Consider the following 18624-nt stretch of genomic DNA (forward strand, 5'->3'; position numbering starts at 1 on the left):
ATCTTATGGCATTGCCGATTTAAATACCGTCAGGATTGCAGCTATTAAAATAGCTGCAACGGTGAGGGCATCTGATCACCTTGTTGTGTTGCGGCCACTGCAAATCCCTTACCCGGCGGGTGTCTCTATTACCTCAGCTCCGTCTTCCCGATGATCAGGGCAGATGCGAGCGGGCAGGTTACAGACGAGTTCTGACCGAATGGCTTCCAAGGCCCCTGCACCCACGTGTTGATGGTGTGGGTGTTCCCTCGGCCCCGCTCCATGGCGCAGTACGCAGCCGCACGGTGTTGCGTCTTGCTTCGATCCATTCCGGGCCCAGTGAGGGCCACACACTTGGAGGTGACCGTCTTCTTGGCGATGGACTGATCCAGACTGCATGACCAGCCATTAGTTGCTGCTGAGGCCTGGCCGGCGCCGAAAACGGCGAGTCCCCCCGCCGCAATAAGCGTGGCTGTCCCCATGGTGAACCACTTGCGCATTCCTGCGGAAAGGCTGTATGTGGTCATGATACGCCTCATCCCCCTTGATTGTGAATTGGTGAAGGCTACGTCAGTTAAGGAATTGGTAGCCGGCGACAGAATCCTCTCCCTCTGGAAACGCCAGGGGGAGAGGGGTGAGAGATGATTCCAGAAAGCGTGAGCTGGTGAAAGCGTTACCTAGAGTTGTGAGATATTGGTCACTTCCCACCGAGGGGTGAGTCTGCGTAGGGGTAGTCCGAAAGGGCGGTTCCCTTAGTGAAGTCGCCTTTACTGTCGAGGAGTTGAATCTGATCGGTCGTTTTCGGGTGCTGGGTGATGTCCCTTTCCCCTGCGCCTGCAAGAACGGGCTCATGCGGCTTGCAGTCGACCCTCGCTCCTCAGTAGACAGGCCACGCGCCGGCTTGTGTTCAAGGCCATTGCGGGGCAGGGCTGATGTGTTCTCGGCTTGCGAGATGAGCTGATCACGAACCGGGGTCGCGTTCGCGTGTCATCCTCCCTGATCGATGTCCTGCATCGCCCGTACGGGGGCATCGACCTGCCCTGCCCGTCCGGTGACCTGTCGGAACTCGCCTCGCTGACCGAGGTGGTGGACCGGCTGCCCGATCCCCGGCGGGTGCGGGGCGGCCGCTACCGGCCGGGCGCCCTGCTCGCCCTGTAAAACAGGGCGGCCCGGGACGCTTTTGGCGTACCGGGCCGCTTGCTGTGAAGGACGGGGCGTGCGTCAGTGCACACTGCCCATCAGTGACTGGACCCTCTTGCGGTACGAGTAGACCGCGAAGCCGGCGAGCACCGCGGCGGCGGCCTCGAAGGCGATCACCCAGGTGCCGTTCAGGTCCACCTTGGCGATGGAGAGCAGGCTGGTGATGCAGTCACCGGCGGTGACCGCGAGGAACCAGACGCCCATCATCTGGGAGGCGTACTTCTGCGGGGCCATCTTCGTCGTGACGGAGAGGCCGACCGGGGAGACGCACAGCTCACCGATGGTCTGGATCATGTAGATCGAGACGAGCCACATCGGGGAGACCATGGTGCCGTCGCCCGCCATGTTCATCGGGACGATGAAGACGAAGAACGAGGCGCCGATCAGGACCAGACCCATCGCGAACTTCACGATGGTGTTCGGCTCCTGGTTCTTGCGCGCCAGCCACAGCCACAGCCAGGCGAAGACCGGGGCCAGGGCCATCACGAACAGCGGGTTCAGCGACTGGTACCAGGTGGCCGAGAAGCCGAGGCCGAAGACGGTGTCGGCGGTCTTGTCGTCCGCGAACAGGGACAGCGTGGAGCCGCCCTGGTCGTAGATCATCCAGAACACCGCGGCGGCGATGAAGAAGAAGATGTACGCGGTCATCTTCGACTGCTCGGAGACCGACAGGTCCTTGTCGCGCTTGATGCGCGTCAGCACGGCGATCGGGATGAACAGGCCGGCCAGCGTCAGCGGGACCAGGGCCCAGTTCAGCGTGTAGGCGCCGAGGGCGACCACGGCGCCGTAGAAGACCGCGATGCCCAGGACCGCGAGCGCGACCTTCGTGAGGACCGCCTTGCGCTCCTCCGGGGACAGCGGGTTCGGGACCAGGTTGCTCTTCGGGCTCAGGTGCTTGGTGCCGAGCAGGAACTGGGTGAGACCCAGGGCCATGCCGACGGCGGCGAGGGCGAAGCCCAGGTGCCAGTTGTGCTCCTTGCCGACCGTTCCGACGACGAGCGGGGCGACGAAGGCGCCGAGGTTGATGCCGATGTAGAAGAGCGTGAAGCCACCGTCACGGCGCGGGTCCTCGGGACCGTCGTACAGGTGGCCGACCATCGTGGAGATGTTGGCCTTCAGCAGACCGGAACCGGCTGCGACGAGGATCAGACCGACGAAGAACATCGCCTGACCCGGCACGGCCAGCGAGATGTGACCGGCGATGATCACGAATCCGGCGATGGCGACCGTCTTGCGGGCGCCCCAGACGCGGTCACCGAACCATCCGCCCGGCATGGCCATGAGGTAGACCATGGAGACGTACACGGAGTAGATGGCCGTGGTCGTCGCCGCGGTCATCGCGAGGCCGCCGCCCTGGCTGCCCGTGGCGGCGTCGGCGCCGCCCGAGACCAGGTAGTACACGAGGAGGGCGCGCATGCCGTAGTAGGAGAACCGCTCCCACATCTCGGTCATGAACAGAGTGGCCAGGCCACGGGGGTGTCCGAAGAAGGTCTTCTCGGTGGAGGGGTCCGCCGAGTCCTTCGTCAGGCTGGAAGCCATGGTCGATCCTTGCTTGCTCGGGACGCGCGGCTTCGTGAGCTCGACGGCGCCCGGTGAGGTGGCCGGTACCGGCTTCGGGTGTCCCGGACCCCACGCCCGGGGGTCTCGCTCCGCGGGGGCGAAGACGAAGGAACATCCGCAACCGGGATCCACGCCCGTCGCGCTCCATCGCGCGAAGGGCCCGGCCCATAGGTCATTCACTGTCATCTGCTGCCCGGAACGGGCGGTGCGACAACAATGCCTGCCCGATCAGGGCAGAAATAGAGACTTTCGGCTGGTTTTCGCTCGAAAGTCTCTTGGAGGTAGTGCATCAGGCGTCTCGACACCATACGACACGACAGTGCCGCATATGAAAGTACTTGAGATATGGATCACAGGTTGCAGTGGAACCAACTGGGTACATTCGAAGGCCGTTAGTAGTCCCCGAGGACAGATATACAGGGGCCTGTAGGCGGGCCTCTTCTTTCCCCCGCCGCGGACTACCATCACCCACATGACGCGTGTACTGCTCGCCGAGGACGACGCATCCATCTCGGAACCCCTGGCCCGCGCCCTGCGCCGGGAAGGGTACGAGGTCGAGGTCCGGGAGGACGGCCCCACCGCCCTGGACGCGGGACTGCAGGGCGGCATCGACCTCGTCGTGCTGGACCTGGGGCTGCCGGGCATGGACGGGCTGGAGGTCGCCCGCCGGCTGCGCGCCGAGGGGCACGGATTTCCGATCCTGGTCCTCACCGCCCGCGCCGACGAGGTCGATACGGTCGTCGGCCTGGACGCCGGCGCCGACGACTACGTGACCAAGCCCTTCCGGCTCGCCGAGCTGCTCGCCCGGGTCCGGGCCCTGCTGCGGCGCGGCGCCACCGAGGCCTCCCAGGCCCCGGCCACCCACGGAGTGCGGATCGACGTCGAATCGCACCGCGCGTGGATGGGCGAGGAGGAGCTCCAGCTCACCGCGAAGGAGTTCGACCTGCTGCGGGTCCTCGTCCGCGACGCGGGCCGGGTCGTCACCCGCGACCAGCTCATGCGCGAGGTCTGGGACACCACCTGGTGGTCCTCCACCAAGACCCTCGACATGCACATCTCCTGGCTCCGCAAGAAGCTCGGCGACGACGCGGCCAACCCCCGCTACATCGCCACCGTCCGCGGGGTCGGTTTCCGCTTCGAGAAGAGCTGAGAGCGCCTTCGGGAAGAGCCGGAGCACCCCGGGAGCACCGAGGGAGCACCGAGGGAGCACCCCGGGAGCACCCAGGGAGCCACCCGGGGCCGTATATCTGGATATCTAGGGCATCCTCGGAGTCATGCGTCGCCGCCTGATCAACTCCACGCTCGCCGTGGTGCTCGTCGTCATCGCCGTCTTCGGGGTCTCCCTCGTCATCGTCGAGACCCGCACCATCACCAGCAGCGCCCAGGACCGGATCGAGTCCGAGGCGCTGCGGCTGGTGGGGACCGTCGAGAGCGACGTCCTGGAGAAGAAGCCGCTCGACCCCGGTGCGCTCGCCGAACAGCTCGGCGCCGGCCGGTACGCCCGGATCTCGATCCCCGGCCGTGAACCGGTCGAGATCGGGACGCGCATCGCCGACAGCGTCGTCCGGGGCACCGCCCGCGGGGAGCAGGGCGAGACCGTGGTCGTCGAGGAGTCCCGCTCCACCGTCACCCGCGAGGTGGGCCGGACCCTGGCCGTGGTCGGCGCCGTCGCCCTGCTGGCCGTCGTGGCGGCCGTCCTGCTCGCCGTGCGCCAGGCCAACCGGCTGGCCTCCCCGCTGACCGACCTCGCCGAGACGGCCGAGCGCCTCGGATCGGGCGACCCGCGGCCCCGCCACAAGCGGTACGGGGTTCCCGAGCTGGACCGGGTCGCGGACGTACTGGACTCCAGCGCCGAGCGGATCGGCCGCATGCTCACCGCCGAGCGGCGGCTGGCCGCGGACGCCTCGCACCAGCTGCGCACCCCGCTCACGGCCCTGTCGATGCGGCTGGAGGAGATCACGGTCACCGACGACCTGGAGACCGTGCGGGAGGAGGCGACGATCGCCCTCACCCAGGTGGAACGGCTCACGGACGTGGTCCAGCGGCTGCTGACGAACTCCAGGGACCCGCGCACGGGCTCGGCCGTCCCCTTCGACCTGGACGAGGTCGTCAAACAGCAGCTGGAGGAGTGGCGCCCCGCCTACCGCAGCGCGGGCCGGGCCGTCGTCCGCTCCGGGAAGACCGGCATCCGCGCCGTGGGCACCCCCGGGGCGGTCTCGCAGGTCCTGGCGACGCTGGTGGAGAACTCCCTCATGCACGGAGGCGGCACCGTGGCGCTGCGGACCCGCGTGATCGGCAACCAGGCCGTACTGGAGGTCACCGACGAGGGGCCGGGCGTCCCGCCGGACCTCGGCAACCGGATCTTCGAGCGGGCCATCAGCGGCCGCAACTCCACCGGCATCGGTCTCGCCGTGGCCCGGGACCTCGCGGAGGCCGACGGCGGCCGCCTGGAGCTGCTCCAGGCCCGGCCGCCGGTGTTCGCCCTGTTCCTGAGCCGGACCGCGCCGACGCCCACGGAGCCGGAGCAGACGGTCCGCTGAGGGCGGCCGGGGCGGCGGGAGCCGCCGCCGCGGGCCTCAGTTGGCCGCGGTCTCCGGGGTCCGCGCCACCGGGGCGGCCTGCGCGTCCGGCGCGGTCGCGGCCTGGCCGTCACGCTGCTCGACGACCAGCGAGGCCGCGGGCGGCGCCGGCAGGGCCTTGAAGACCCAGGTGCGGTAGGACCAGAAGCGGAACACGGTGGCGATGCCGATGCCGGTGAACTTGAAGAAGTTCGAGGCGAGCGGCCCGTCCCAGTGGAAGCCGTAGGTGGCGGTGAAGAGGATGCCGTTCTCGATCACGAGCCCGATCGCGCTGAACGCGACGAACAGCCCGAGCTCGCGGGTGCGGCCCGCACCGGTCCGGTCGGCCCGGTCCCGGTAGGCGAAGTAGCGGAAGCCCAGGTAGTTCGTGACGATGGCCACCAGAGTGGCTATCACGCTCGCGCGCACCACCTGGAGGTCGGTGACCTGCCGGATCAGGTTGAAGACGCCCAGGTTGACCAGGACCCCCAGCCCGCCGACGGCCCCGAACCTGGCGATCTCGCGCGCGAGACCGCGCGCACGGCCGAGGACGGATCCGTTCTCCGGCTTGCTCATATGAGGCTCAGTCCTGTCTTCGGGGCCCCCGTATGAGGCGTCACACGTCTACTCCACACGTTTGACCCGTGCGCGCCCATGCTAAGTGTCGCCCCATCGGTACGTCTGCGCCTTCGGACACCGTGCGACACACGGCACACCCGCCGCGCTCCCGCCGCGCTCCCGCCCCGCTCCCGCCGCGCGCGAGCGGCGGGTACCGGCCAGGGCCGTCCCCGGGTGGGTCCGGATGGCGGAATACCGCCGGATACCCTGGAGGAGTGACGTTCCCGGTAGTCGGCATGGTCGGCGGCGGACAGCTCGCCCGCATGACCCACGAGGCGGGTATCCCCCTCGGCATCAGATTCAAGATCCTCAGTGACACCCCACAGGACTCGGCGGCCCAGGTCGTGAGCGACGTCGTCATCGGCGACTATCGCGATCTGGAGACCCTGCGCGCCTTCGCGCGCGGCTGTGACGTGATCACCTTCGACCACGAGCACGTGCCCATCGCGCACCTGCGGGCCCTGGAAGCCGACGGCATCTCCGTCCGCCCGGGGCCCGACGCGTTGGTGCACGCCGCGGACAAGGGGGTGATGCGCGCCAAGCTCGACGCGATCGGCGCGCCCAGCCCCCGCCACCGGATCGTGAGCGATCCGGCGGACGCGGCCGCCTTCGCCGAAGAGGTCGGCGGGTTCCCCGTCATCCTCAAGACGGTGCGCGGCGGGTACGACGGAAAGGGCGTGTGGTTCGTCCGCACGCCGGCGGACGCCGAGGCCCCGTTCAAGGCGGGCGTCCCGGTCCTGGCCGAGGAGAAGGTGGACTTCGTCCGCGAGCTCGCGGCCAACATCGTCCGCTCCCCGCACGGCCAGGCCGTGTCCTATCCCGTAGTGGAGTCCATCCAGGTCGACGGGGTCTGCGACACGGTCATCGCCCCCGCCCCGAACCTCTCGGAGGCCCTGGCCGGCGAGGCCCAGGCCCTGGCCCTGCGCATCGCCAAGGAACTCGACGTGACCGGCCACCTGGCCGTGGAGCTCTTCGAGACCACCGACGGCCGGATCCTGGTCAACGAACTGGCCATGCGCCCGCACAACAGCGGGCACTGGACGCAGGACGGTGCCATCACCTCCCAGTTCGCCAACCACGTGCGGGCCGTCCTGGACCTCCCCCTCGGCGACCCGCGCCCCCGCGCCCGCTGGACGGTCATGGCCAACGTGCTCGGCGGGGACTACCCCGACATGTACGCGGCGTACCTGCACTGCATGGCCCACGACCCCCAGCTGAAGATCCACATGTACGGCAAGGACGTGAAACAAGGCCGCAAGGTCGGCCACGTCAACACCTACGGCGACGATCTGGACGATGTGCTGGAGCGCGCACGTCACGCAGCCGGCTACCTCAGAGGAACCATCCAAGAATGAGCACCTCCGCAGCAGCTCCCGTCATCGGCATCGTCATGGGTTCGGACTCCGACTGGCCCGTCATGGAGGCCGCCGCCCAGGCCCTCGACGAGTTCGAGATCCCCTACGAGGTGGACGTGCTCTCCGCGCACCGGATGCCGCGCGAGATGATCGCGTACGGGGAGCGGGCCGACGGACGCGGCCTCAAGGCGATCATCGCGGGCGCGGGCGGCGCCGCCCACCTGCCCGGGATGCTCGCCTCGGTCACCCCGCTGCCGGTCATCGGCGTGCCCGTCCCGCTGAAGTACCTCGACGGCATGGACTCCCTGATGTCGATCGTCCAGATGCCGGCCGGGATCCCCGTCGCCACCGTCTCGATCGCCGGTGCCCGCAACGCCGGGCTGCTCGCCGTACGGATGCTGGCCGCGCACGACCCGGAGCTGCGGGCCCGTATGAACGACTTCCTCCAGGACCTGAACGACCAGGCCACCGAGAAGGGCAAGCGGCTGCGTACGAAGGTCGCGGGGCAGGACTCCTTCGGATTCGGCAAGTGACCCCCGGCAGCGCCGCGGGGGCCGCGGACGCGTCCCGGCACCTGGACGCGGCGCGCGAACTGCTCGCCGAGCACCCGGTCGTCGACGGGCACAACGACCTGCCCTGGGCCCTGCGCGAGACCGTGCGCTACGACCTGGACCGGCGCGACATCGGCCGCGACCAGAAGGGCCACCTGCACACCGACATCCCCCGGCTGCGCGCCGGCGGGGTCGGCGCGCAGTTCTGGTCGGTCTACGTGCGCTCCGACTACGCCGGGGACGACGCGGTCAGCGCCACCCTGGAGCAGATCGACGTCGTCGCCCAGCTGATCGACCGTTACCCGCGCGACCTGGTGCGGGCGCTGACGGCCGACGACATGGAGGCGGCCCGCGCGCAGGGCCGGATCGCCTCGCTGATGGGCGCCGAGGGCGGGCACTCCATCAACAACTCGCTCGCCACCCTGCGCGCCCTGCACCAGCTCGGCGTGCGGTACATGACGCTCACGCACAACGACACCATCGACTGGGCGGACTCGGCGACCGACGAACCCCGGCACGGCGGCCTGAGCGATTTCGGCCGCGAGGTCGTCCGCGAGATGAACCGGATCGGCATGCTGGTCGACCTCTCGCACGTCGCCGCGACCACGATGCGCGACGCGCTCGCGGTCACGGCCGCGCCGGTGGTCTTCTCGCACTCCTCGGCGCGGGCGGTCTGCGACCACGTGCGCAACATCCCCGACGACGTGCTGGCGCTGCTGCCGGCCAACGGCGGGATCGCGATGGCCACCTTCGTGCCCAAGTTCATCCTCCCGGCAGCCGTCGAGTGGACCCTGGCGGCCGACGAGAACCTGCGCGCGCACGGCCACCACCACCTCGACACGACCCCGGCGGCGATGGCCCTGCACCGGGCCTTCGAGGAGGCGCGCCCGCGCCCGGTGGCCACGGCCGCCACGGTCGCCGACCACCTCGACCACATGCGCGAGGTGGCCGGCGTCGACCACATCGGCATCGGCGGGGACTACGACGGCACCGCCTTCACCCCGGCCGGGCTGGACGACGTGGCCGGGTACCCCAACCTGGTCGCCGAACTGCTGGCACGCCGCTGGTCGAAGGCCGACCTGGCCAAGCTGACCTGGTCGAACGCGGTACGGACGCTGCGCGACGCCGAGGCGGTGGCGCGCGAGCAGTCGGCCTCCCGGGGCCCGTCCAACGCGGTGCTCCAGGCCTGAGGCCGAGCAGCCCCGCCGCTTCCCGGCCGGCCGCCCGGCGGATCCGGCGTACGGGCCGTGACCAGCGCACATCTGCGCCGGTTACACCCGAACGCCACATCCGCCGGGCGCCTCCGGCGTCCCACATGTCACGGTGGCAACATCTTCCCTGCTTCTCTCCCGCTGCTTTTCGCAACGACACAGCCGCCGAGACCGGAGCGCACGCCATGGCCGACCTGCAGGACGAACCGCACACGAACCCGGTGGCCCCCGTGGGTCCCGGCTCCCTAGGAGCCGAGGATCCCACCGGCACGTTGCTCCCGGGCGCCCTGGACCGGGCCGCCGCACTGCTCAGCGTCCATCCCGTCGCGGATGGCAGCAACACCCTCGTCTGGACCCTTCGGACCAGTCCGTACCACGACATCGAGACCTCGGACGCGGGCATCGACACCGACATCCCGCGGCTGCGCGCCGGGGGAGTGGGGGCCCAGTTCTGGTCGCTGCTCATGCCGCGCGAGGCCGCCGCCACCGATCAGGTGGTGTCCGACACCCTCGAACAGATCGACGAGGCCCTGGCCCTGATGCGCCGGTACCCCGACAGCCTCTGCCTCGCGCTGACCGCCGACGACCTGGCGGACGCCCGGAACCGGGGCCGCATCGCCTCGTTCCTCGGCCCCGTACCCGGGCGCACCCTGACGGACTCGCTGGGCGCGCTGCGCGCCTTCCACGCGCTGGGCGTACGGATCCTCGCGCCGGCCGGGGCCCCCTGGGCGATGGAGGGACTGACCGCCTTCGGCCACGAGGTGGTCAAGGAGATGAACCTGCTGGCGATGCTGCTGGACCTCAGGGGCTGCCCGCCCGCACCGGCCTGCCAGCTCGCCGCGGCCTCCAAGGCACCGGTGATCATCTCGCACACCGGGGCGGCCGCCCTCAATCCGCACCCGGACAACGTGACCGACGAGGTGCTGCTCGCGCTGCGCGCGGCGAACGGCCTGGCGATGGTCAGCTTCGACACCGCGCTCACCGGGGATTCCCTGCACGCGGTCGCGGACCACGTGGAGCACGTACGAGCCGTCGCGGGCCCCCACTGCGTGGGCCTGGGCGCCGGCTTCGGCGCCGAGCCGGGCATCAGCCGGCCGACGGGACTGACGGACCCCTCGGGCTATCCGCGGCTGATCGCGGAACTCCTGGAGCGGGGCTGGCCGGAGACCGACCTCGCCCTGCTCACCTGGGGCAACGCCCAGCGGGTGGTGCGCGACGCGGAGTTCACGGCCCGCGCGGCCCAGCACCGCAGGGCCGCCTCCTGAGCGGGAGTCAGACGCGCGCCGGCAGCTCGGAGCCGGCCTTGGGCGCCGGGGCCGCCGCGGTCCCGGCGTTTGCGTTCCCGTTCCCGTTCCCGGTCCCATTCCCGGTCCCATTCCCGTTCCCGGTTCCGGGTACGGGGCTCACGCTCGCCCGCCACAGGAGCAGGCAGGACCAGACGGCGGCCCAGGCCAGCAGGCCGTTGCGGAGCACCAGGAGGAACGTGCCGATGCCGCTGCCCGCGAGGATCTGCGAGACGTAGGTCAGTGGGTAGATCACGGTGGTGACCGCGGTCGCGGCCACGATCAGCCAGGCCACCGGCCGCTGCGTGGTGTGCTTGCAGGTCAGGCACACGGCCGCGAGACCGACCAGCCACATCAGGTACTGCGGGCTGAGCACGCGGCTGGTGATGGTGAAGACGAGGATGGCGCACAGCCCGGCGTCCAGCGGGGTCGCGGTCGTCCAGCGCCGCGCCTTGATCCGCCACAGCAGCAGCCACGCGAACCCGACGCCCGTGAGGCCGACGGAGAGCATGGCGACGCTGGAGACGTAGGGGCCGACGTACTCGTAGGCCCCGTAGCGGACTTCGGACTTCCCGGACCAGGCGCCGACGAGCTTGCCGAACATCAGGGCGGAGCCGCCGAGGGACTCGACCTGGATGCCGCGGTTGCCCTGGTTGCCCAGGAAGCCGAGGGTGTCGCGGAAGAACAGCGCGAGCACGGCGAGCAGGACGGCCCCGGCCGCCACGGCCGACAGGATGGCGTCGCGGGTGGTGCGGCCGCGCGGGGTGCCGATCAGCGTGAGCAGCGGCCAGACCTTGACCATGGCGCCGATTCCGGCGAGGACCCCGCCGAGCTTGCGGCGGAAGCGCAGGCACAGCAGCGAGCCGACGGCGAGCAGGGTGACCTGGAGGTCGTAGCGCGCGAAGGGAAGCGACAGCAGCAGCGGCAGCGTGGTCAGCCACAGCACGGCGCCGGCCAGGCTGCCGTCGGAGCGGCGGGCGGCGCGGACCAGGCCGACGGTGATCAGCGCGTCGCAGATCACCGTCAGGGCGACGAAGGCCTCGAAGTAGCTGAGGAAGGGGAGCAGGTCGGGCGACAGGAAGATCGCCGCCGCGGCCGGCGGGTACTGCCACATGACGTCGCCGTGCGGCATGGTCCCCGTCACGAGGACGTTGTACCAGTTGTTGTAGGTGACGGTGATCTCCGCGCGGACCGAGGAGGTGCCGTGCAGGTTCACCACCAGAAGGACCACCATCAGGGTCCGGGTGGCCAGCCAGAAGCCCGCCATGGCCAGGCGGCCGGCGCGCCCCCGGAGTGCGGAGTCGATGGTCGTGCTCGTACTGGTCATCGGGCGTGAGTCTAGCGATCCATCGTGTGCGGCCCGGGTGGTCCCGCCAACGATCCGGTGACGAGATGTGAAACCGCTCATTCCGCAACGAAGCGGATCAAGACCGCGGCGGGGGTCGGCCGCCGGGCCGACGCCACGTCAGGCGCCGGGTCCACGCCGGGCCCACGCGCGGCCCATGCCGGGCCCACGCCTGGCCGACGCCGCGTCAGGCGCGGGGCCGGCCCATCGCGCGGTAGGTCCAGCCGGCCGCGCGCCACAGGGCGGGATCGAGGGCGTTGCGGCCGTCGAGGACGAGCCGGTCGGTGACGACCTCGCCGAGGGCGGCGGGGTCCAGGTCGCGGAACTCCCGCCATTCGGTGAGGTGCAGGACCACCTCGGCGCCGCGGGCGGCGTCCAGGGCGGTGTCGGCGTACCCGAGGGTGGGGAAGACGCGGCGGGCGTTGTCCATGCCCTTGGGGTCGTAGACGGTGACCTGGCCGCCCTGGAGGTGGATCTGGCCGGCCACGTTCAGCGCGGGGGAGTCGCGGACGTCGTCGGAGTCGGGCTTGAAGGTGGCGCCGAGGACGGCGACCCGCTTGCCGAGGAAGGAGCCGCCGACGGCGTCGCGGGCCAGCTCGACCATGTGGCCGCGGCGCCGCATGTTGATGGAGTCGACCTCGCGCAGGAAGGTCAGCGCCTGGTCGGCGCCGAGCTCGCCGGCCCGCGCCATGAAGGCGCGGATGTCCTTGGGCAGGCAGCCGCCGCCGAAACCGATGCCGGCGCGCAGGAACTTCTTCCCGATGCGCTCGTCGTGGCCGATGGCCTCGGCCAGCTTCACCACGTCGCCGCCGGCGGCCTCGCAGACCTCGGCCATGGCGTTGATGAAGGAGATCTTCGTGGCGAGGAAGGAGTTGGCGGCGGTCTTGACGAGTTCGGCGGTGGGGAAGTCGGTGATCACCAGCGGGGTGCCCTCGCCCATGGGGGTCGCGTAGACCTCGCGCAGGAGCTTCTCGGCGCGCTCGCCCCGTTCGCCGTCGATCCCGATGACGATCCGGTCCGGGTGCAGGGTGTCCTGGACGGCGAAGCCCTCGCGCAGGAACTCCGGGTTCCAGGCGAGCTCGATCTCCTCGCCGGCCGGGGCGAGCGCGGTCAGCTTCGCGGCGAGGCGCTCGGCGGAGCCCACCGGCACGGTGGACTTGCCGACGACCAGGGCGGGCCGGGTCAGGTGCGGGGCGAGCGATTCCACGGCGGAGTCGACGTAGCTCATGTCGCAGGCGTACTCGCCGTGCTTCTGCGGGGTGTTCACGCAGACGAAGTGGACGTCGCCGAAGGCGCCGGCCTCCTCGTAGGAGGTGGTGAAGCGCAGCCGGCCCGTGGAGCCCGGCAGTCCGGCCACGTGCGCGGCCAGCAGTTCCTCCAGCCCCGGCTCGTACATGGGGACGCGGCCGGCGGCCAGCATGGCGATCTTCTCCGGCACCACGTCCAGTCCGAGCACCTCGAACCCCAGCTCCGCCATCGCCGCGGCGTGCGTTGCGCCGAGGTATCCGGTGCCGATCACAGTGATCTTGAGGGGGGCCATGAGTGCTCCTGGAGGTGCGGGGCCGTTCGCGGCAACCGAGCATAGTCGGGCCGGTGGCCGGGGATGCATTCCGGAGCCCGCCACCGGTCGGCCACCCCGCTGTCACGCAACTCACGCCCGACGGCCGTGTCGCGGTCGGCGGCCGGACACTAAGCTTGGGCTACTTAACGGTAGTTAACACCACGCACCACCTGGGGAGTGAGAGATCTTGGCGGGTTCTGCCGACTTCGACCTGTACCGCCCGGCCGAGGAGCACGACATGCTCCGCGAGTCCGTCCGCGCGCTCGCCGAGGCGAAGATCATGCCCTTCGCCGCCGCGGTAGACGAGGAGTCCCGTTTCCCGCAGGAGGCCCTGGACGCCCTCGTCGCCAGCGACCTGCACGCCGTCCACGTGCCCGAGACCTACGGCGGCGCGGGCGCCGACGCCCTGGCCACCGTCATCGTGATCGAGGAGGTGGCCCGCGTCTGCGCGTCCTCCTCCCTCATCCCGGCGGTCAACAAGCTCGGCTCGCTCCCGGTGATCCTCTCCGGCTCCGAGGAGCTCAAGGCCAAGTACCTCGGCCCGCTGGCCAAGGGCGACGCGATGTTCTCGTACGCCCTCTCCGAGCCCGACGCGGGCTCCGACGCGGCCGGCATGAAGACCCGCGCGGTGCGCGACGGCGACTTCTGGGTGCTCAACGGCGTCAAGCGCTGGATCACCAACGCCGGCGTCTCCGAGTACTACACGGTCATGGCCGTCACCGACCCGGAAAAGCGCTCCAAGGGCATCTCGGCCTTCGTGGTCGAGAAGTCCGACGAGGGCGTCTCCTTCGGCGCCCCGGAGAAGAAGCTCGGCATCAAGGGCTCCCCGACGCGCGAGGTCTACCTCGACAACGTCCGCATCCCGGCCGACCGCATGATCGGCGCCGAGGGCACCGGATTCGCCACCGCGATGAAGACCCTCGACCACACCCGCATCACCATCGCCGCCCAGGCCCTGGGCATCGCCCAGGGCGCCCTGGACTACGCCAAGGGCTACGTCCAGGAGCGCAAGCAGTTCGGCAAGCCGATCGGCGACTTCCAGGGCGTGCAGTTCATGCTCGCGGACATGGCCATGAAGATCGAGGCCGCCCGCCAGCTGACCTACTCGGCCGCGGCCCGCTCGGAGCGCGTCTCCGGCGGCGGCCCGCACGAGGACCTCACCTTCTTCGGCGCCGCGGCCAAGTGCTTCGCCTCCGACGTGGCCATGGAGGTCACCACGGACGCCGTCCAGCTCCTCGGCGGCTACGGCTACACCCGTGACTACCCGGTGGAGCGCATGATGCGCGACGCGAAGATCACGCAAATCTACGAAGGAACGAACCAGGTCCAGCGCATCGTCATGGCGCGCAACCTGCCGTAGCGTCCCGGCCCCGCCGGACGCGAGGTCTCCCGGTCCACGGCCGGGGGGCCTCGCGTGTTCCGGCCAACGGCGCACCCCCTAGGCTGTGCGCCGGTCGGCCCCTGCACGGGGCCGCGGGGGCGGGGAACAGGATGTCCGTAGAACGTCACACAGCGGGGATGCTCCAGCAGATCGCCCGGCAGCAGGACATCGTCGAGATCGCCCCGCAGGGCACCCCGCAGAAGGCGGCGGCCCTGGCGTACGTGGCGGAGCAGTACGGCTACACGTACGGCACGGCGTACCGGACCGGGTTCAAGGACTCGCTCGTCCAGGTCCGCATGCACCGGGACCCGCGGCCCGAAGCGCGCGTCCGAGAGGCGGCCACCATCACCGCCCATCCGCGGGCGGGCAACGGCGGGACCGTGCCGGGGCTGGGGCAGGGTTCGCTGAAGCCGCTGCCCGAGGCCGCCGGCGCCGTGGCCGAGCTGAAGGACCTCGTCACCTTCGACGTCATGGCCATGTACGTCGGCGACCGGAAGCAGAGGGTGATGTGCTACCTCGGCTGCGCGGTCGTGACCGGCCTCATGCTCTACGACGGGACGCCGGTCGGAGAAGCGGTCCTCTCCGGCGGGGCGGTCGCGCTGTGCCTCGCCCTGGCGTTCCAGGTGGGCACGATCCGCCGCGGGAGGATCACGCGGCGGCTGACGGCCGCCGGGTTCCACGAGGTGCGCGACGATCAGGGCGCCCGGCGGTTCCTGCGCCCGGGGCAGCAGTTGCCCGGCCACGCCAACCCGTTCGCCGCCTGAGGCCCTGGCCTGCGGCGCAGACGGCCACACTCATCAGGCACGAGCTCCCTGGGGACCCCCCGGATGGGCTAAATTTGGACCTTCGTACGCCGGAACCGGTTGGGGAGAACGCAAATGACGGAAGCGATCCTGCTGGTCGGCGGACAGGGGACGCGGCTGCGCCCTGTCACGGTGAACACGCCGAAGCCGATGGTGCACACGGCAGGCGTTCCCTTCCTCGCCCACCAGATAGCCCGCGCCGCCGCCGCGGGCGTCACGCACATCGTGATGGCCACCTGCTACCTCGCCGAGGTCTTCGAGCCCTACTTCGGGGACGGGTCCGACTTCGGCGTCCACCTGGAGTACGTGGTCGAGGACGAGCCGCTGGGCACCGGCGGCGCCATCCGCAACGCGGCGCGGCTGCTCACCGGCGGTCCGGACTCCTCCGTGCTCGTCTTCAACGGGGACATCCTCACCGGCCTGGACATCGCCGGGCTCGTCGAATCGCACAAGGCGGCCGACGCCGACGTCTCCCTGCACCTGGTCCGGGTCGACGACCCGCGCGCCTTCGGGCTGGTCCCCACCGACGCCCACGGGCGGGTGCTGGCCTTCACGGAGAAGCCGCAGACGCCCGAGGAGATCATCACCGACCAGATCAACGCCGGCTGCTACGTCTTCCGGCGCAGCGTGATCGACACCATCCCCGCCGGCCGGTCCGTTTCCGTGGAGCGCGAGACCTTCCCCGGGCTGCTCGCCTCCGGGGCCACCCTGCACGGGGTCACCGAGAACACGTACTGGATGGACCTCGGCAAGCCGGAGGCGATCATCCAGGCCTCCGCCGACCTGGTCCGCGGCATCGTCCCCTCCCCGGCCGTCCCCGGACGCCGCGGCGAGTCCCTGGTCCTGCCCGGCGCCCACGTGGCGGCCGGGGCCAAGCTGTCGGGGGGCACCGTCGTGGGCGCCGGAGCCCGCGTCGAGGCGGGCGCGGTGGTCCAGGGCTCCATCGTGCTGGCGGACGCGGTCGTCGGCCCCGACGCGCAGGTATCAGCCAGCCTGATCGGCGCCGGCGCCTCGGTGGGCGCGCGGACCGTACTGGACTGCGCCGTCATCGGTGACGGAGCCGAGGTGGGGGCCGACAACGAGCTCCGCGCCGGCGCCCGGATCTGGTGCGGGGCGCGGCTGCCCGACGCGGCGATCCGCTTCTCCTCCGACGCCTGACCCGATGGCCTCGGACGGGGCGCCCCGGCAAGGGGCGCCCTCCCGCGCGATCAGTTCCCGCGGACGGTGACCTTCTCGTCCTTCTGGATCTGCTGCACCAGCTGCTGCACCTTGGCCTTGTCCCAGACGAGGTTGCCGCCGCGCTGACCGGAGATCGGCATGTTCATGGACACGCCGTCACCCCCGCTGATGCCCTTCATCGCGAAGAACATCGACCCCATGTCGTAGAGCCCCATGTCCTTGTCCACGATCAGCGTGTCCAGGCCCGCGCCCAGCACCGGGTACAGCGCGAACGGGTTCAGGATCGTCGAGGGGGTCGCCGCCTGGCTCGCCAGCGCCGACAGGAACCTCTGCTGGTTCTTGGTCCGCTGGAGGTCCGACTCGGCGAAGGCGTAGCGGGTCCGTACGTAGGCCAGCGACTGCTCGCCGTTCAGCGTCTGGGTGCCCTCCTTGAAGTCGGCCCCGGACTTCTCGTCCTTGAACCCCTTCTCGATGTTCAGCTCCACCCCGCCCAGCGCGTCCACGATGTTCGCGAAGCCGGCGAAGCCGATCTCCGCGTAGTGGTCGATGCGCAGCCCGGTGTTGAACTCCACGGTCCGCACCAGCAGCTCCGGGCCGTCCTGCGCGTACGCCGCGTTCAGCTTGGTCCGCTTGCCCGTGCCCGCGAACTTCTTGCCCGACTCCGAGCCGATGAAGGAGGGGATCTCCACGTCGGAGTCGCGGGGCAGGGAGATCATCGTGTTCCCGCTGGAGCACTTGGCGAGGATCATCATCGAGTCGGTGCGCTTGCCCTCGGCCGAGCCCGTGTGGAGCTTCTTCTTGTCCTCGGCGGACATGCCCTCACGGCTGTCGGAGCCCACGATCAGGTACGTCGTGCAGTCGCCCTCCTTCGGGCGCTCGATGACCTTGGAGAGGTCGACCTCGCGGCGCACGTTGGAGTCGGCCCAGAAGTAGGTGCCGATGCCCGTCACGAGCAGGCCGGCGACCAGCACGATCGAGCCGATCTTGATCCGCTTGCGCCAGTCCGGCGCCGGGCCCGCCGGCCGGGCCGGGCCGCCGGGGCCACCGGGACCGCGCCCGCGCGGCCCGGCGGGCGGCTGGCCGCCGCCGCCGTAGACCTGACCGGTGTTGTAGCCGCTGTCGTAGGTGCCGCCGCCGTCGTACGAGCCGTCCTGCTGCGGAGGCACGTAAGCCGGCCCGGCCGGCGGCCGGCCCGGACGGCGCGGGGGCTGCCGGGGCTGCGGCGGCTGCTGCGGCTGCCGGGACGCCTGGGGGCCGGGCCGCTGGACGTGCCTCATCCGCTGTGCGCCTTCCGGCTCCGCCTGGCCGCTGCCGCGGCCGTACCCGTCATCGCGGCGGCCACGCTGGTCCTGCTCGCCGCTCCACCCGTCCCAGTCACTCATGTGCCCAAGAATGCCTGGCCGGGAGGGCCGCGGAACACCCCCGGCGGCTCTTCGTACCGGTGCTGTTGCAGAGCTGACACCGGCGAGCCGCACTTAAGCTGTCTCCATGACAGAGATATCGGGCGAGCTGCCGGGAAAGCCGATCTCGGCTTCCCGCACCACCCTGAGCCACATCATGACCGCCAATGACACCAACCTGCTCGGTACGGTGCACGGCGGAGTGATCATGAAGCTGGTGGACGACGCGGCCGGCGCCGTGGCCGGCCGCCACTCCGGCGGCCCGGCGGTCACCGCCTCCATGGACGAGATGGCCTTCCTCGCCCCGGTCCGCGTCGGCGACCTCGTCCACGTCAAGGCCCAGTGCAACTGGACCGGCCGCTCCTCGATGGAGATCGGCGTACGCGTTCTCGCGGAGCGGTGGAACGAGTCCACCCCCGCCACCCAGGTCGGCAGCGCCTACCTCGTCTTCGCCGCGGTCGACGCCGAGGGCAAGCCCCGCCAGGTTCCCCCGGTCCTCCCCGAGACCGAGCGGGACGAGCGGCGCTACCAGGAGGCCCAGATCCGCCGCACCCACCGGCTCGCCCGCCGCCAGGCCATCCGCGACCTGCGGGAAGAGCGGTCCGCGCAGGGGCTGGACGCCGACGTCTAGTGCGCCCGG

Annotated in this window: 16 protein-coding genes; 11 read left to right on the plus strand and 5 right to left on the minus strand. The window is 70.5% G+C overall.

Translation table 11 applies throughout. The features are described 5' to 3' along the window. The first annotated feature begins 963 nt into the window (after nucleotides 1-963). Nucleotides 964-1137, plus strand: a complete 174-nt coding sequence (locus tag OG730_RS25435) for a hypothetical protein (RefSeq protein ID WP_327306415.1) — start codon at nucleotides 964-966, stop codon at nucleotides 1135-1137. A gap of 63 nt (nucleotides 1138-1200) precedes the next feature. On the opposite strand, the gene OG730_RS25440 is transcribed toward OG730_RS25435, so the two are convergent. Then, a complete protein-coding gene (locus tag OG730_RS25440; RefSeq protein ID WP_327306416.1) occupies nucleotides 1201-2718 on the minus strand; it encodes a peptide MFS transporter in 1518 nt (505 codons plus the stop codon). A 493-nt stretch (nucleotides 2719-3211) separates the two neighbouring features. Here OG730_RS25440 and OG730_RS25445 point away from each other — a divergent pair, with 493 nt between their 5' ends. Next, nucleotides 3212-3889: a response regulator transcription factor gene (locus tag OG730_RS25445; protein WP_243335168.1), complete on the plus strand. Its 678-nt coding sequence runs from the start codon at nucleotides 3212-3214 to the stop codon at nucleotides 3887-3889. Nucleotides 3890-4013: 124 nt separating this feature from the next. Then, complete coding sequence (locus tag OG730_RS25450; RefSeq protein ID WP_327306417.1) at nucleotides 4014-5279, plus strand: sensor histidine kinase; 1266 nt, start codon at nucleotides 4014-4016, stop codon at nucleotides 5277-5279. Nucleotides 5280-5315: 36 nt separating this feature from the next. Here the strand turns inward: OG730_RS25450 and OG730_RS25455 are convergent, their stop codons facing one another. Next, the gene (locus OG730_RS25455) at nucleotides 5316-5873 is read right to left on the minus strand and encodes a GtrA family protein (protein WP_327306418.1); all 558 of its coding nucleotides are present in this window, start codon (nucleotides 5871-5873) and stop codon (nucleotides 5316-5318) included. A 257-nt stretch (nucleotides 5874-6130) separates the two neighbouring features. Between OG730_RS25455 and OG730_RS25460 the strand changes: the two genes are divergently transcribed. The 4 genes from OG730_RS25460 to OG730_RS25475 all read left to right on the plus strand — a co-directional run bounded on the left by OG730_RS25460 (nucleotide 6131) and on the right by OG730_RS25475 (nucleotide 10297). Next, nucleotides 6131-7270 (plus strand): 5-(carboxyamino)imidazole ribonucleotide synthase, encoded by a 1140-nt coding sequence (locus tag OG730_RS25460; protein WP_327306419.1) that lies wholly within the window; start codon nucleotides 6131-6133, stop codon nucleotides 7268-7270. After that, entirely contained in the window at nucleotides 7267-7803 is a 537-nt protein-coding gene (gene purE, locus OG730_RS25465) for a 5-(carboxyamino)imidazole ribonucleotide mutase (protein WP_327306420.1), read from the plus strand. Before OG730_RS25460 ends, purE begins: the two co-directional genes overlap by 4 nt. Next, on the plus strand, nucleotides 7800-9011 hold the full coding sequence (locus tag OG730_RS25470; RefSeq protein WP_327306421.1) for a dipeptidase: 1212 nt from the start codon (nucleotides 7800-7802) through the stop codon (nucleotides 9009-9011). The genes purE and OG730_RS25470 overlap by 4 nt, the downstream gene beginning before the upstream one ends. A 206-nt stretch (nucleotides 9012-9217) precedes the next feature. Continuing rightward, the gene (locus OG730_RS25475; RefSeq protein ID WP_327306422.1) at nucleotides 9218-10297 is read left to right on the plus strand and encodes a membrane dipeptidase; all 1080 of its coding nucleotides are present in this window, start codon (nucleotides 9218-9220) and stop codon (nucleotides 10295-10297) included. 7 nt (nucleotides 10298-10304) lie between these two features. Here the strand turns inward: OG730_RS25475 and OG730_RS25480 are convergent, their stop codons facing one another. Then, the gene (locus OG730_RS25480) at nucleotides 10305-11642 is read right to left on the minus strand and encodes a glycosyltransferase 87 family protein (RefSeq protein ID WP_327306423.1); all 1338 of its coding nucleotides are present in this window, start codon (nucleotides 11640-11642) and stop codon (nucleotides 10305-10307) included. A 205-nt stretch (nucleotides 11643-11847) separates the two neighbouring features. Further along, nucleotides 11848-13200: a UDP-glucose dehydrogenase family protein gene (locus OG730_RS25485; protein ID WP_327306424.1), complete on the minus strand. Its 1353-nt coding sequence runs from the start codon at nucleotides 13198-13200 to the stop codon at nucleotides 11848-11850. 208 nt (nucleotides 13201-13408) lie between these two features. Here OG730_RS25485 and OG730_RS25490 point away from each other — a divergent pair, with 208 nt between their 5' ends. The 3 genes from OG730_RS25490 to OG730_RS25500 all read left to right on the plus strand — a co-directional run bounded on the left by OG730_RS25490 (nucleotide 13409) and on the right by OG730_RS25500 (nucleotide 16563). Further along, nucleotides 13409-14581 carry an acyl-CoA dehydrogenase family protein gene (locus OG730_RS25490; RefSeq protein WP_266878075.1) on the plus strand — a complete coding sequence of 391 codons (1173 nt, stop codon included), beginning with the start codon at nucleotides 13409-13411 and terminating at the stop codon, nucleotides 14579-14581. Nucleotides 14582-14712: 131 nt separating this feature from the next. Beyond that, on the plus strand, nucleotides 14713-15366 hold the full coding sequence (locus tag OG730_RS25495) for a hypothetical protein (RefSeq protein ID WP_327306425.1): 654 nt from the start codon (nucleotides 14713-14715) through the stop codon (nucleotides 15364-15366). A gap of 114 nt (nucleotides 15367-15480) precedes the next feature. After that, nucleotides 15481-16563, plus strand: coding sequence for a mannose-1-phosphate guanylyltransferase (locus OG730_RS25500; protein ID WP_327306426.1), 1083 nt, complete (start codon nucleotides 15481-15483; stop codon nucleotides 16561-16563). 50 nt (nucleotides 16564-16613) lie between these two features. Here the strand turns inward: OG730_RS25500 and OG730_RS25505 are convergent, their stop codons facing one another. After that, nucleotides 16614-17966, minus strand: a complete 1353-nt coding sequence (locus OG730_RS25505; RefSeq protein ID WP_327306427.1) for an LCP family protein — start codon at nucleotides 17964-17966, stop codon at nucleotides 16614-16616. A gap of 106 nt (nucleotides 17967-18072) precedes the next feature. Here OG730_RS25505 and OG730_RS25510 point away from each other — a divergent pair, with 106 nt between their 5' ends. Next, entirely contained in the window at nucleotides 18073-18615 is a 543-nt protein-coding gene (locus OG730_RS25510; RefSeq protein ID WP_327306428.1) for an acyl-CoA thioesterase, read from the plus strand. The last annotated feature ends 9 nt before the right edge of the window (nucleotides 18616-18624 follow it).

The sequence above is a fragment of the Streptomyces sp. NBC_01298 genome (assembly GCF_035978755.1).
Lineage (GTDB): Bacteria > Actinomycetota > Actinomycetes > Streptomycetales > Streptomycetaceae > Streptomyces.